This window comes from Bradyrhizobium sp. CCBAU 51753 (assembly GCF_015291565.1).
GTDB lineage: Bacteria > Pseudomonadota > Alphaproteobacteria > Rhizobiales > Xanthobacteraceae > Bradyrhizobium > Bradyrhizobium ivorense.
Map to the genome: position 1 here is coordinate 7,816,816 of NZ_CP030037.1, position 13,589 is coordinate 7,830,404.

General features: G+C 65.3%; 13 protein-coding genes. 1 reads left to right on the plus strand and 12 read right to left on the minus strand.

Annotated features, from left to right (window positions below; genetic code table 11):
* Positions 1 to 22: 22 nt before the first annotated feature.
* The 9 genes from XH93_RS35725 to XH93_RS35765 all read right to left on the minus strand — a co-directional run bounded on the left by XH93_RS35725 (position 23) and on the right by XH93_RS35765 (position 9,685).
* Complete coding sequence (locus XH93_RS35725) at positions 23 to 1,183, minus strand: iron-containing alcohol dehydrogenase (protein ID WP_194471072.1); 1,161 nt, start codon at positions 1,181 to 1,183, stop codon at positions 23 to 25.
* 46 nt (positions 1,184 to 1,229) lie between these two features.
* The gene (locus XH93_RS35730) at positions 1,230 to 1,997 is read right to left on the minus strand and encodes an enoyl-CoA hydratase-related protein (protein WP_194471073.1); all 768 of its coding nucleotides are present in this window, start codon (positions 1,995 to 1,997) and stop codon (positions 1,230 to 1,232) included.
* Positions 1,998 to 2,008: 11 nt separating this feature from the next.
* Positions 2,009 to 3,019: a nitronate monooxygenase family protein gene (locus XH93_RS35735; RefSeq protein ID WP_194471074.1), complete on the minus strand. Its 1,011-nt coding sequence runs from the start codon at positions 3,017 to 3,019 to the stop codon at positions 2,009 to 2,011.
* Positions 3,020 to 3,041: 22 nt separating this feature from the next.
* Entirely contained in the window at positions 3,042 to 4,232 is a 1,191-nt protein-coding gene (locus XH93_RS35740) for an acetyl-CoA C-acyltransferase (RefSeq protein WP_194471075.1), read from the minus strand.
* Between the two features lie 15 nt (positions 4,233 to 4,247).
* Positions 4,248 to 5,378, minus strand: coding sequence for an acyl-CoA dehydrogenase family protein (locus XH93_RS35745; RefSeq protein ID WP_194471076.1), 1,131 nt, complete (start codon positions 5,376 to 5,378; stop codon positions 4,248 to 4,250).
* Positions 5,379 to 5,455: 77 nt separating this feature from the next.
* Entirely contained in the window at positions 5,456 to 6,637 is a 1,182-nt protein-coding gene (locus XH93_RS35750) for an acyl-CoA dehydrogenase family protein (protein WP_194471077.1), read from the minus strand.
* A 12-nt stretch (positions 6,638 to 6,649) separates the two neighbouring features.
* The gene (locus XH93_RS35755; RefSeq protein WP_194471078.1) at positions 6,650 to 7,387 is read right to left on the minus strand and encodes an SDR family oxidoreductase; all 738 of its coding nucleotides are present in this window, start codon (positions 7,385 to 7,387) and stop codon (positions 6,650 to 6,652) included.
* Positions 7,388 to 7,435: 48 nt separating this feature from the next.
* A complete protein-coding gene (locus tag XH93_RS35760) occupies positions 7,436 to 8,980 on the minus strand; it encodes a class I adenylate-forming enzyme family protein (protein WP_194475452.1) in 1,545 nt (514 codons plus the stop codon).
* A gap of 66 nt (positions 8,981 to 9,046) precedes the next feature.
* Complete coding sequence (locus XH93_RS35765; protein ID WP_194471079.1) at positions 9,047 to 9,685, minus strand: 2-hydroxychromene-2-carboxylate isomerase; 639 nt, start codon at positions 9,683 to 9,685, stop codon at positions 9,047 to 9,049.
* Between the two features lie 197 nt (positions 9,686 to 9,882).
* Between XH93_RS35765 and XH93_RS35770 the strand changes: the two genes are divergently transcribed.
* Positions 9,883 to 10,395, plus strand: a complete 513-nt coding sequence (locus tag XH93_RS35770) for a helix-turn-helix domain-containing protein (protein ID WP_139859616.1) — start codon at positions 9,883 to 9,885, stop codon at positions 10,393 to 10,395.
* A 10-nt stretch (positions 10,396 to 10,405) separates the two neighbouring features.
* Here the strand turns inward: XH93_RS35770 and XH93_RS35775 are convergent, their stop codons facing one another.
* The 3 genes from XH93_RS35775 to XH93_RS35785 all read right to left on the minus strand — a co-directional run bounded on the left by XH93_RS35775 (position 10,406) and on the right by XH93_RS35785 (position 13,485).
* On the minus strand, positions 10,406 to 11,407 hold the full coding sequence (locus XH93_RS35775; RefSeq protein ID WP_194475453.1) for a L,D-transpeptidase family protein: 1,002 nt from the start codon (positions 11,405 to 11,407) through the stop codon (positions 10,406 to 10,408).
* Positions 11,408 to 11,518: 111 nt separating this feature from the next.
* Positions 11,519 to 12,394: a PhzF family phenazine biosynthesis protein gene (locus XH93_RS35780; protein WP_194471080.1), complete on the minus strand. Its 876-nt coding sequence runs from the start codon at positions 12,392 to 12,394 to the stop codon at positions 11,519 to 11,521.
* A 44-nt stretch (positions 12,395 to 12,438) separates the two neighbouring features.
* Entirely contained in the window at positions 12,439 to 13,485 is a 1,047-nt protein-coding gene (locus XH93_RS35785; RefSeq protein ID WP_194471081.1) for an alpha/beta fold hydrolase, read from the minus strand.
* Positions 13,486 to 13,589 lie beyond the last annotated feature (104 nt).

A 13,589-nucleotide genomic window follows, 5' to 3' on the forward strand; every position in this document is an offset into this window, starting at 1 on the left:
GACTTGCTCCGGATACGAACGGTCAGGCGGCGAGCTTGAGGATCTTGACCACGTCGGCCGGCTCGCGGATCGGCTGCGGATTGGCCCGCGTGAAGATCGACAGCATCGCGTTCTTGCCGATCAGCTCAAACCGGTCCTCGCCGACGCCGACATCGGCCAGCCGCCGCGGCAGCCCGAGCTCGGCGATGAAAGCGGCAAACGCCTCGCCGGCGTCGCGGCCCGGCGCACCGAGCGCAGCCGCGACCAATTTCTGCGCGGCTTCCGTCGCGGGCCGGTTGTATTTCAGCACGCTCGGCATCATCACCGCCGTGCAGAAGTAATGCGGCACGTCGCAGGTGCCGCCGAGCACATGGCCGATGGCGTGGCTGGCGCCCATCGGCACCCGCGACTGCAATCCGAACGCCGACAACCACGAGCCGAGCTGGCAGCTCAGCCGTGCGTCCTCGTCGCCGGGATTGGCCTTGGTGCGCAGCAGGCCGTCATGCAGATAGTGCAGCCCCTGCTGGCACACTGCGTCGACCAGCACGTTGGGACGGCTGGAGCAGATCGCCTCGATGCCGTGATCCATCGCCCGCGTGCCGGAGCCCAGCCAGAGCTTTTCCGGCGTATACTTCGTGATCGCGGGATCGAGGATGATGGCGCGCGGCATCATCATCGGGTGATTGAAGATCTGCTTCAGCTTGCGGCTGGTGTCGGTGACCAGCGCGCCGGAATTGTACTCGCCGCCCGAGAGCGTGCTGGGGATCGCGATCATCCGCACTTTTGGCGTTCGGAACGGCCCGAAGCGGCGATCCGGCGTGGTCTCAAAACCGTCGAGCCCTGCGGGTTCGAAGATCTCGTTCTCCATGCACATCAGCACGATCTTCGCCGCATCGACCACCGAGCCACCGCCGATCGCGACGACGAGGTCGGCCTTGGCCTCACTGGCCTGCCGCGCGATCTGCGTCACCACATCCCGCGTGGTGTGCTGCGGCACGCCGTCGAAGGTCGCGGCATGACGATCGCCGAGCGCCTTGCGGATCTTCTCGATCTCGTCGGTCGTGGTGTTCAGCGTCCGGCTGGCGATCAGATAGACGCGCTTGGCGCCGAGCCGCTCGGCCTCCTCGCGCAGCGCTTCGGCTGCCGGCCTGCCGTAGATCACGGATTCCATAGTGGGATACTGATGACTGCCGACGACGCCCATGCTCGTACTCCCTCGATATATCCGTGCTCTACGCGGCCGATGCGGCCTACAGTTTGGAAAAGTCCGGCTGCCGCCGCTCCGCGAAGGCGGCGAATGCCTCGCGGGCCTCCGGCGTCGTCAGCCGTTCCTTGAACAGCACGCCTTCTTCCGCGATCTGCGCTGCGATTCGCTGATGCTCGCGCATCAGCTTCTTGGTCAGGCTGAGCGAGCCGGCCGGCCGCTTGGTCAGCGCGACCGCAGCATCATGCGCCTTCTTGCGCAGGTCCGCCTGCGGCACCACCGCGTTGGCGAGGCCGGATGCCAGCGCGCCGGCCGCATCCATCGGCTCGCCGAGCGCGAACATCGCATAGGCGCGCGCGTGCCCGATCCGGAGCGGCAACAGCCAGCTCGACGCCGCTTCCGGCACCAGCGCGAGGTTGACGAAAGGCGTGATCAGCCGCGCGTTCTCGGCGAGATAGACGAGGTCGCAATGCAGCAGCATGGTGGTGCCGACGCCGACGGCATTGCCCTGCACCGCGGCAACGATCGGCTTGCCGACCTTGCTGATGGTGTCGATGAAGCGGTGCGCGGGACTGTCGACCGTGCCCTCGCCGCGCGCCTGGCTGGCGAAATCGGCGAGATCGTTGCCGGCGGTAAAGCTGTCGCCATCGCCCTGGATCAGGATGACGCGAACCGACGGATCCGCCTCCGCCTTGCTGAGCGCGTCGGACATCGCGTTGTACATGGCACCGGTCAGCGCGTTCTTCTTCTCCGGCCGCTGCATGGTCACGGTCAGCACGCCGCCGGCGATCTCGGTCTTGACATGTTCGGTCATGACATCCTCCTTCAGGCCACCGCGCGGGCCGGGCTGGTTTCAAATTGGCCGTCGAGGAAGCCGGTCAGCCGTTGGCGGATGATCTGCTCGGCTTCGCTCATGATGCGGTCGATCAGCTCCTTGACGGTCGGGATGTCGTTGATCAGGCCGACCACCATGCCGCAGCTCCAGGCACCGGCGTCCATCTCGCCGTCGATCATCACCTTCGGATAGACGCCGGCGACCTGCTCATGAATGTCCTCGATCTTCAGCCTGGCGCCCTTCTCGCGCTCGATCTCCAGCAGCTCGTCGACGCCCTTGTTCTTCAGCACGCGCTCGGTGTTGCGCAGCGCGCGCATCACCAGGCGGGTGTCGAGCTCGTTGGCCTCGACCAGCGCCTTCTTCACATTGGGATGAACCGGCGCTTCCTTGGTCGCGATGAAGCGGGTGCCCATGTTCATGCCGGCCGCGCCCATCGACAGCGCCGCAACCAGGCTGCGCGCATCCGCCATGCCGCCCGAGGCCACGAACGGGATCTGCAGCTCGTCAGCGGCGCGCGGCAGCAGGATCATGTTGGGGATATCGTCCTCGCCGGGATGCCCGCCGCACTCAAAGCCGTCGACGCTGACCGCGTCGCAGCCGATCTTCTCGGCCTTCAGCGAATGCCGCACCGAGGTGCATTTGTGGATCACCTTGATGCCGGCCGCCTTCAGCGCCGGCATGTACTGTTCCGGGCTGCGGCCCGCGGTCTCCACCGCCTTGACACCGCCCTCGCGGATCGCCGCGATGTATTCCGGATAGGGCGGCGCGGTGAAGCTCGGCAGGAAGGTGAGGTTCACGCCGAACGGCTTGTCGGTCATGTCGCGGCAGCGCGCGATTTCCTTGGCCAGCAGCTCCGGCGTCTTCTGGGTCAGGCCGGTGATGATGCCGAGCCCGCCGGCATTGGACACCGCGGCCGCCATCTCGGCAAAGCCGACATAATGCATGCCGCCCTGGATGATCGGATGCTGAATGCCGAACAGTTCAGTGATCGCTGTCTTCACAAGTTTCTCCCTGCATTTCCGGTCAGTGGACGATTTCGAACAGCCCGGCCGCGCCCATGCCGCCGCCGATGCACATGGTGACCACGCCGTACTTCGCCTTGCGCCGGCGGCCCTCGATCAGCAGGTGGCCGGTGAGCCGCGCGCCGGTCATGCCGTAGGGGTGGCCGATCGCGATCGAGCCGCCGTTGACGTTGAGCTTCTCAGGATCGATGCCGAGCTTGTCGCGGCAATAGATCACCTGCACCGCATAGGCCTCGTTGAGCTCCCAGAGATCGATGTCGTCGATCTTGAGGTTGTGCCGCTTGAGCAGCCGCGGGATCGCGGCGACCGGGCCGACGCCCATCTCGTCGGGCTCGACGCCGGCGGCGACGAAGCCGCGGAAGATGCCGAGCGGCTTGATGCCCTTCTGCGCGGCGATCCGGTCGCTCATGATCACGCAGGCCGAGGCGCCGTCGGAGAGCTGGCTGGCATTGCCGGCGCTGATGGTCTTGCCCCCGAACACCGGCTTGATTTTTGCCAATCCTTCGGCCGTCGTGTCCGGACGCGGGCCTTCATCCTTCGACAAGGTCACCTGCTGGAAGGAAACCTCCTTGGTGTCCTTGTTGACCACCGCCATCTTGGTCGTGAACGGCACGATCTCGTCGTTGAAGCGGCCGCCCTGCAGCGCGGCGCCGACGCGGCGCTGGCATTCGAGGCTGTATTCGTCCTGCTGGTCACGGCCGATCTTGTAGCGCTCGGCGACGACCTCCGCCGTCTCCAGCATCGACATGTACATCTCCGGCTTCATCGCCATCAGCTCGTCGTCGACGGCGTGGAACCGGTTCATGTGCTCGTTCTGCACCAGGCTGATCGACTCGATGCCGCCGCCGATCGCGATCTCGACGCCGTCAGATATCACCGAGCGCGCGGCGACCGCGATCGCCTGCAGGCCGGAGGCGCATTGCCGGTCGATGGTGGTGCCGGCGACCGTCACCGGCAAACCGGCGCGGATCGCGCCCTTGCGCGCGACGTTCATCACCATGGTGCCCTGCTGCATCGCGCAGCCCATCACCACGTCCTCGACCTCGCCGGGCGCGATGCCGGCGCGCTTCACGGCTTCAGCCATCACGTGGCCGGCCAGCGTCGGGCCCTCGGTGTTGTTGAGCGCGCCGCGATAGGCCTTGCCGACGCCGGTGCGCGCGGTGGAGACGATGACTGCTTCAGGTGATGACATGCTTGCCTCTCTGTCTCAGGCGGCCGCCTCGAGCTGCGCGAAGCGCAGCACGTGGTAGGCGGGATCGCCGAACTGAATGTTGATGGATGAAATCCGCTTGAAGTAGTGGCCGACATTGAGCTCGTCGGTCATGCCCATGCCGCCGTGCAGCTGCACCGCCTGGTCGGCGACGAACTTGCCGGAATAGCCGATCTTCGACTTCGCGCCCGACGCCAGCCGCGAGACGCCGGCGTCCGCGCCGCTGAGGCTCAGCGAGAGGTGCTGCATCAGCGACAGCGCCTCCTGATGCGCGATGAACATGTCGACCATCCGGTGCTGCAGCACCTGGAAGCTGCCGATCGTGGTGCCGAACTGCTTTCGCGTCTTGGAGTATTCCAGCGTCGCCGAATTCAGCTCGCCGATCGCGCCGACCGCCTCGGCACAGAGTGCGCCGATGGCACGGTCGCGGCAGGATTCGAGCGCGGCAACGCCCTCGCCTTCCCGGCCGAGCAGCTGGCCGCGGACGCCGCGCAGCTTGAGCTCGGCGGCGCGGCGGCCGTCGATGGTCTTGAAGCTCTGCAGATCGAGATTGGCGGCGCGGCGATCCACCACGAACAGGCTGACGCCGCCGCGATCGTGGCGATGGCCCGAGGTCCGCGCGGAAACGATCAGATGGTCCGCCCAGGGCGCTGCCAGCACCGCGGTCTTTTCGCCGGTCAGGACGTATTCGTCACCGTCCCGTTTCGCCGTCGTGGTGACAGTGGCGAGGTCGAAGCGCGAGCCCTTCTCGGTCCAGGCCAGCGCCCACAGCCTCGTGCCGGCCACGATCTCCGGAATCAGCGCCTGCTTCTGCGCGTCGGAGCCGGCCTGTTCGATTAGCCCGCCGGCAACCACGACGGTCTCCACAAAGGGCTCGACGACGAGATGACGGCCGAACTCCTGCATGATGATCATGGTCGACAGCGGTCCGCCGCCGAGCCCGCCGACCTCCTCACCGAACGGCGCCGCAAGCAGGCCGAGGTCCGCGAACGCGGCCCATTGTTTGCGGCTAAAACCCTCCTCGCTGGCGACGATCTTGCGGCGGGCGTCGAAATCATACTGGTCGCGCAGCAGCCGCTGCACGCTGGATCGCAACAATTCCTGCTCTTCCGTGAACTGGATATCCATTCGATCCTCGTTGCCTGTAGTTCTTGTTTGAGCATGATCTCTTCGGAAAACCGCTTCACACTTTTCCAGATCATGCTCTAGAGACCAAGCACCGCCTTGGCGATGATGTTGCGCTGGATCTCGTTGGATCCGCCGTAGATCGAGAGTTTTCGCGAGTTGAGATATTTTTCCGATGCCGTGTGGCCGTAGTCCGGCCCCGGCATGAAATGGTTGGCGCTGACCGGATGCTCGCGGATCGCCAGCCCGTAATTGCCGATCGCGCGGTGCGTGAGCTCGGTGATATCCTGAAAAATCTCGGTGCCGCGGATCTTGAACAGCGAGGCCGCCGGCCCCGGATCGATGCCGCGGGCCATCTGGGCGACGACGCGCAGCTCGGTCGCCTCCAGCGCCAGCACGTCGAGCTCGACGCGAGCGATGTCGCGGATGAATTCGAGATGCGCCGGATCGTCCTCCGGGATCTCGGCCTTCACGATCTTCTTCAACCGCTCGATGTAGCGCGTGGAGCGGCCGATGCCGGCCATGCTGGTGCGCTCATTGCCGAGCAGGAACTTTGCGTAGGTCCAGCCCTTATTTTCCTCGCCGATCAGGTTCTCGGCGGGGACGCGGACGTCCTCCAGAAAGACGTCGTTGACCTCATGCGAGCCGTCGATGGTGATGATCGGGCGCACCGTGACGCCCGGCGACTTCATGTCGATCAGCAGGAACGAGATGCCGGATTGCGGCTTAGCCGCGGGATCGGTGCGGACCAGACAAAAAATCCAGTCGGCATGCTGCGCCAGCGTGGTCCAGGTCTTGTGGCCGTTGACGATGTAATGGTCACCGTCGCGCACCGCCTTGGTGCGAACGGTGGCGAGATCGGAGCCGGAGCCCGGCTCCGAATAACCCTGGCACCACCAGTCCTCGCCCGAGAGAATGCGGGGCAGGAACCTCTGCTTCTGCGCGTCGCTGCCGAAGGTATAGATGACCGGGCCGACCATGGTGACGCTGAACGCCAGCGGCGGCATGGTGCCGGCTCGGGTCGTCTCCTGCTCGAAGATGAAGCGGCGGGTGATCGACCAGCCCGGGCCGCCATATTCCTTGGGCCAGAGCGGCGCGATCCAGCCCTTTTTGTGCAGGATGCGATGCCACAGCAGCATCTGCTCCTTGGACAGATCGGTCTCCGGATTGGGGACGCGCATCTCCGCCGGATAATTGTCCTTGATGAAGGCGCGAACCTCGTCGCGAAACGCCGCATCTTCAGGGGATAGCGCGAGCTCCATTGACCGTGCTCCCTACCACTTCTCACCGAAGGGGCGGATCTCCAGCTCGAACGTCCAGGCGCTCTTCGGCTGCTGGTAGAGCTGCCAGTATGACGCCGCGACCGAAGCCGGCGGCATCAGCAGATCCGGATCGTCGAGCGCGTTGGGGCCGAGCGCCTCGATGCGGCGCTGCCGCACCCACTCGGTGTCGACGCCGGCATCGATGATGAGATGCGCGACATGGATGTTCTTCGGGCCGAGCTCGCGCGCCATCGCCTGCGCCACCGCGCGCAGGCCGAATTTGGCGCTGGCAAACGCGGCATAGCCGCTGCCGCCGCGCAGCGACGCGGTGGCGCCGGTGAAGAAGATGTTGCCGCCGCCGCGCGGCAGCATCAGCCGCGCCGCCTCGCGTCCGGCGAGGAATCCGGAGTAGCAGGCCATCTCCCAGACCTTGCGGAATACCCGCTCGGTGGTCTCCAGGATCGGGAAGTTGACGTTGGCGCCGATGTTGAAGATGCAGACTTCCAGCGGCGCATGCTTGTCGGCGTCGTTGAGGAAGGAGATGATCTCTTCCTCCTTGCGCGCGTCGAGCGAGCGGGCGTGGATTTCGCCGCCGAGCGCTTCGACCTCCTTGACCAGCGGCGCCAGCTTGTCGCCATTGCGGCGGCCGGCGAAGATCGTGAAGCCCTCGGAGGCGAACTTCTTGGCGATTTCGCCGCCGATGAAATCGCCGGCACCAATGACGGCGACCGTCCTGTTTCTCTTCTGCATGGTGTTCTCCGGCCTTGTGTTTGAGTGAACTGATCTGCGAACGCGGCGTCAGCTTTGGCTGCGCAGCGACTCCGCCAGCTTGTGCTTCAGCAGCTTGCCCGTCGACGTCGCGGGCAGCGCGTCCATCAGGATAATCTCGGACGGCCGCTTGTACGAGGTGAGTTGCGGCGCGACATGGGCCATCAGGTCCTGCACGGTGGCGGTCGAGCCCTTGATCAGCTGCACGAAGGCGACGACTTCCTCATTGCCCTCGACCCGCCGCCCGACCACGGCGCATTGCACCACGGCATCGTGCGTGCTCAGCACCGCCTCGATCTCAGCCGGGTAGACGTTGAAGCCGGAACGGATGATCATCTCCTTGGTCCGCCCGACGATGTACATCGCACCGTTCTCGAAGCGGGCGAGATCCCCGGTGTTGAACCAGCCGTCGGGGTCGATCGCCTTGGCGGTCAGATCGGGCGCGCGGTAGTAGCCGCGCATCACGTTGGGGCCGCGGACATGAAGCTCGCCGACCTCGCCGTCTGCGACAGGCTTGCCGTCCTGACTGACCAGCTTGGCCTCCAGGCCCGGCATGATGGTGCCGACCGCATGGTCGGCCCGCGGATTGTCGGGCCGCACGCCGGAGATTCCCGGCGAGCATTCAGTGATGCCGTAGCCGTTGAGAAGGGGCAGGCCGAGCTCCTGCTCGACGCGGGACTTGAGCTCGATATCGAGCGGCGCGCCCGCCACCGAGATCACGCGCAGCTTGCCGCGATCGAGCTTCGGCAGGCCGGCATTGCGGCGGTATTCAAGCAGGCGCTGATAGGTCGCAGGCACGCCGTTGAGAATGGTGATGCCTTCGTCCGCCATCGCCTTCACCAGCGCGGCGGGATCGTATTTTGCGACCAGGCGCACGGTGGCGCCGACCATCAGGGTCATGGTGAGCAGCGAGATGCCGACGATGTGCGAGATCGGCAGCACGCAATACTGCACGTCATCGGCCGTCATCTTGCGGAAGGCGGCGGTGCCGCGGGCACTGAACAGGAGATTGCGGTGAGTCAGCATCACGCCCTTCGGGGTACCCGTGGTGCCGGACGTGTAGATGAGAACCGCAACCTGCCTGGCGCCGTCGGCCTCGACCGGCTCGGCCACGGTCGCAATATTCAGGCTGGTGACCGCGATGCCGCGCAGCGGCCCGACATCCTGCACGGTCGCCTCATAGCGCGTGGCATGGGCGGCCGCCTCCTGCGAGACTTCGGCGGTCAGGAACACGCGGCGGGTGCCGCTGTGATCCTTGATCTGATCAATTTCGCGCGGCGACAGCCGCGGATTGACCACGATCGCCCAGGCGTCGAGCCGGCTCGCGGCAAACAGCAGGCAGGACAGCGGAACGGAATTTTCGCTGACGATCATCATGCGGTCGCCGGGCCGGATGCCGAGTGCCCGCAGTGCTTCGGTGACGCGGCCCACGACCTGATCGAGCTCGCGATAGGTGAGCCACATCTTGTCGTCGACCAACGCCATACGATCCGGCGTCGCTCCGACGTAGTGGTCCATCACCTCGTGGAGGCGGTTCGGCAGACCTTCCACACTTCCTTCTTCCACCTGCGTCATCGCCAGCACAGAAACCTCCCTCGAACTGCCCTTTGGGCTTGATTGTCGTCTTGAAGCGTTCCTTGCTCAGGCGGTCTTGCGCCGCCCCGCAGCAAGCTGCGCCACGATCTCTTCCTCGACCTCGCGCAGGCGATCCTTGCCGAAGAAGATCTCGTCGCCGACGAAGAAGGTCGGCGAGCCGAACGAGCCGCGCGCCACCGCATCGCTGGTGTTGTCGATCAGCTTCTTCTTGACCTCATCCTGCTGGGCGCGGGCGATGATGCTGTCGATATCGAGGCCGGAGGACAGGAATGCCTCGCGAAACACCTGCGGGTCGTCCATCTTCTTGGGCTCGACCCACATGTGGTGATAGGCGGCGCGGAAATACGGCTCGAACAGTCCCTCGAACTCGGCAGCGACCACGCCGCGCATCAGCATCAGCGTGTTGACCGGAAAGAACGGGTTCTGCTTGAATTTCGTGATGTTGTAGCGCCGCAGGAAGCGCTCGGTCTCGAGCGCATTGTATTCGGGCTTGTTCTTGATGCCGCGCAACGACTCGCCCGGCGACATATTGCCGGTCGCCTTGTAGACGCCGCCGAGCAGCACCGGGACGTAGGCGAATTTCACGCCGGTGCGCTTTTCGATCTCCGGCAAGGCGAGTTCGGCGAGATAGGCGTTGGGGCTTCCAAAATCGAAATGGAACTCGACCTTGAGCGGAGCAGCCATCAAAACGCCCTTCCCTGCGCTTGGCGGCCGTTGCTCGGCCACCCGGTTGATCGTGGCCGAGACCTTAAGTTCTATTTTAGAACTGTCAATATGATATTTGTCATGTAACTACCTATCTGAAGGCATCCTGTTGAAATGACGTCAGTTCTGTTTTAGAATTTTATTTGTAATGTCGTGGCAGATCGCTGGAGACGCCGATGAAATGGGATGCCCTTGAAGAGGAGCCGTGCTCTTTGGCCCGCACCGTGGCCGTGATCGGCGACCGCTGGAGCCTCTTGATCCTGCGCGAATGTTTCCTGCGCATCCGCAGGTTCGACGACTTCCAGGCGTCGCTCGGCATCACCCGCCATCTGCTCGCCGACCGGCTCAAGAAGCTGGTGCGCTTCGGCGTGCTGCGCAAGATTCCCTATCAGGAATCACCGAAGCGATACGAATACATCCTGACGCAGAAGGGCCTCGACCTCTACCCGGTGATCATGTCGATCGTGCACTGGGGCGACACCCACATGGTCGACGCCCGCGGCCGGCCGATGCTGCACGAACACAAGAACTGCCACAAGATGTTCGACCCCGTGATGGTCTGCTCGGAATGCGGCGAGCCGCTGAGCGCGAAGGCGGTCCACGTCCATCGCGGCCCGGGCGCACGGCAATCCTCGCCGGTACATGCCAAGGCGCAGGAGCGCGGCAAGCGCGTCGCCGAGCCGGGCTAGGCAATCGGCTTCATCGCGGGCCGTCCACGAACGCAACCGGGATGCCCTTTGCGATGTGCTTCGCGACGCGTTCGGCGTCCCAGTTGGTGAGACGCACGCAGCCGTGCGACTCTGCCTTGGAGATCCTGTCCGGCGCAGCCGTGCCGTGAATGCCGTAGCCCTCGGCCGAAAGATTGATCCAGACCGTGCCGACCGGATTGTTGGGACCGGGCTTGATGGTGAAGGGCCTGCGCGAGTGGACGCCCTTGAAGTGATAGTTCGGGTTGTAGCGATAGGTCGGATTGCGATGGATCTCGGTGACCTTCAGGGTGCCGGTGGGAGACGGCTTGTCCTTGCTGCCGACCGTCGCCGGGTAGAAGCCGATCAGCGCGTTCGACTTGTCGTATAGCTTGACGACCTGCCGGCTCTTGTCGACCTCGACGCGGTCGGCCTTTGCGGGAGCGCTGTCCGGCGCGCCGCTGCCGGTATCGATCACGACGATGGTCGCGCCGGCCCGATCGAAGCGTTGTCCCGGGTTGAGGCTGGCCAGCAACGCTTCGCTCATGTGAAATCGCTCGGCCAGCTTTTCGCGCGGGCTGGTAAAGCCGAGATGCGGGAGGTCCTTCATCGCCTCCATTTTGGCAGGCAGCTTGTGCAGGAACGGGCCGGCGAGATCCTGTTCGGTGATGGTGTAGCTGGTTGTCGCCGGCCGGTTGTCCGCCCGCAGCGCCGTCCAGACCTCATCGGTCAGCGCATCGCCGCTCGGCAACTCGCGGGCTTCGGCGTAGGCGCGAAGCGCTTTCTTGGCATTCTCGCCGAACTTGCCGTCGATCTCGCCCGGAGAGAAGTGCGCCCGGTCGAGCAGCACCTGCAGCCGCACCCCTGCCGGCGTCGGTTTTTCGTTGGACAGGGTTTTGCTCGACGGCTCGGCCGCGTCGATCGCAGCCGCATTGATCTCGGCGCCGAACGCGCGACCGGCCGCCAGGACGACGGCCAGGATGATACCGACATTGCACACGGCTCTGAGCGACATCGCGCCGCCTTTCACATTGCCGACGCTCTCCTTCACGACTGTATGCAATGAAGAGAACGGCCAAGTGAAGGCGCGGTTCCTGCGTTGTGCCGGCGCGCGAGCCGAACTGGCTCAGTGCGACGGCGCGGTCATCAATGCGACGTTGCCGCCGAGCAGGCAGCCGACCGGGCGGCCGCCGGCAAAGCCGATGCGGACGCGGATCTCCGACAGCCGCCCCATCGCGCGGCCCTGCAGGATGCGAATCTCGCCGTCGTTGGCATCCACCAGACCGTAGTCGAGCAGACCGAACGCCAGCGCCGCCGCCGCAATCCCGGTTGCGGCATCCTCCCGATAGCCCGACGAGCGCGGAAACTGCCGCGCCTCGAACAGCCGCGCGGCGCGGTCGATCACCGCGAACGGATAGAGCCCGGTCGATCCGATCCTGCCGCAGACCGCCTCGACGGCCTCGACCGCGGGATCGAGCGCGTTCAGCGCCTCGGGGGAACGCATCGGGATCAAGGTCTTGACCCGCGACGTGACGGCGTTGGCGGGCGATCCCTCGCCGATCGCGTCCGGGCGGGCCGCGAGGGCGCGCAGCACGTCGTCGCGTTGCGCGGCGGTGAGCGGAACGACCTTGCCGGCCGGCTGGGTGATCTCGACCTGCGGCTCGCCGCCGCGATCGCGACTGATGAAGCCGGTGACCGGACCGCTGCGCGTCGAGATCCGGATCGTGTCGCCGGGCAATCGGCCCTGCCGTGCCAGCAACCACAGCGCGCCGATGGTCGCGTGGCCGCACATTTCCATTTCGTGGTTCGGGACGAAGAAGCGGAACGTGGCGTCGAAATCGTCACTCTGCGCCGGCAACACGAAGCCGGACTCGTGGCCATGACGACGGGCAACGTCCTGCATCTCGGACGCGCTCATGCCGCTTGCATCCACCACGATCGGACAGGGATTGCCGCCCGCCCCATCTACTGTGAACACGCTGACCAGTTCGGCTGTCGTCATGATGGCATCCTCGCGCAATCGGCCAACACTGCCTCAGCTGGCGGCTACTTGACCAGCGTCTTGCCGGTCTCGGGGTGCTGCAACCAATCAAGCAGCGCCGCGTGGAAGCGCGTCGGCGCCTGGATCTGCGGCGAATGGCCGAGATCGGGGAATTCGATCAGCTGCGCGTGCGGAATCCGCTTTGCGGCCTCCTTGCCCAGCACTGGATAATTGCCGAGCGTCTTGCGAATCTCGGGCGGCGCGGTGTCCTTGGCGATCGCGGTGGTGTCCTTGTCGCCGATCAGAAGCAGCGTCGGCGGCTTGATCTGCTCGAATTCATAGAACACCGGCTGGGTCGCGATCATGTCGTAGAGCCGCGCCGAGCTCGACGCCACGGCGGCGCGGCCCGGGCCGCGATACATCCCGGCCAGCATCTGCACCCATATCTCGTAGGACGGCTCCCAGGTGTCGGCATAGTAGGTGGCGCGCTCATAGGCGCGGATGCTGTCGGCGCTGACGCGGGTCTCGCGCTGCATCCAGCCGTCGAGGCTGAGCCACGGCACGCCCTTGGCCTTCCAGTCCTCCAGCCCGATCGGATCGACCAGCACCAGGCGATCGGTGGCCTCCGGATACATCAGCGCGTAGCGCATCGCCAGCATGCCGCCGGTGGAGTGGCCGACCATGATCGAATGCTCGATCCCGAGCGAAGCCAGCAGCGCGCGGCTGTTGCCGGCGAGCTGCTGGAAGGTGAACTGGTAGCGTTCCGGCTTGCTCGACTTGCAGAAGCCGATCTGATCCAGCGCGATCACGCGGTAGCCGGCGCTGCTGAGCGCCTTGATGCTGCCGTCCCACGTCGCCGCGCAAAAGTTCTTGCCGTGCAGCAGCACCGCGGTCTGCCCGTTCGGCGTCGCCGGCTTGACGTCGAGATAGGCCATGTCGAGCTCCTGCCCCTGCGAGCTGAAGCGATAGTGCGCGACCGGATAGGGATATTCGAAGTCCTGCAATTCCGGTCCGTAAGCCGGTTCTTCGCTTGCCGACTGCGCAAATGCTTGGGACGCACCGAGCGTGACGCTCGCGGCAACGGCGATATGAAACAGGGCTTTGAGGTGCATCTTGCGAGGTCCGAGCGCGAGGGATGATCTGGCGATGCCGTAGCCGATCGCGTCAGCACCATCCAGCGGCCCGCCGATGATTTGTTCGTGATCCGGCCGCAAGC

Coding starts and splice junctions, on each gene's coding strand:
- XH93_RS35725 (WP_194471072.1), bottom strand. CDS start 1,183: ATGGGCGTCGTCGGCAGTCATCAGTATCCCACTATGGAATCCGTGATC.
- XH93_RS35730 (WP_194471073.1), bottom strand. CDS start 1,997: ATGACCGAACATGTCAAGACCGAGATCGCCGGCGGCGTGCTGACCGTG.
- XH93_RS35740 (WP_194471075.1), bottom strand. CDS start 4,232: ATGTCATCACCTGAAGCAGTCATCGTCTCCACCGCGCGCACCGGCGTC.
- XH93_RS35745 (WP_194471076.1), bottom strand. CDS start 5,378: ATGGATATCCAGTTCACGGAAGAGCAGGAATTGTTGCGATCCAGCGTG.
- XH93_RS35750 (WP_194471077.1), bottom strand. CDS start 6,637: ATGGAGCTCGCGCTATCCCCTGAAGATGCGGCGTTTCGCGACGAGGTT.
- XH93_RS35755 (WP_194471078.1), bottom strand. CDS start 7,387: ATGCAGAAGAGAAACAGGACGGTCGCCGTCATTGGTGCCGGCGATTTC.
- XH93_RS35760 (WP_194475452.1), bottom strand. CDS start 8,980: ATGACGCAGGTGGAAGAAGGAAGTGTGGAAGGTCTGCCGAACCGCCTC.
- XH93_RS35765 (WP_194471079.1), bottom strand. CDS start 9,685: ATGGCTGCTCCGCTCAAGGTCGAGTTCCATTTCGATTTTGGAAGCCCC.
- XH93_RS35770 (WP_139859616.1), top strand. CDS start 9,883: ATGAAATGGGATGCCCTTGAAGAGGAGCCGTGCTCTTTGGCCCGCACC.
- XH93_RS35775 (WP_194475453.1), bottom strand. CDS start 11,407: ATGTCGCTCAGAGCCGTGTGCAATGTCGGTATCATCCTGGCCGTCGTC.
- XH93_RS35780 (WP_194471080.1), bottom strand. CDS start 12,394: ATGACGACAGCCGAACTGGTCAGCGTGTTCACAGTAGATGGGGCGGGC.
- XH93_RS35785 (WP_194471081.1), bottom strand. CDS start 13,485: ATGCACCTCAAAGCCCTGTTTCATATCGCCGTTGCCGCGAGCGTCACG.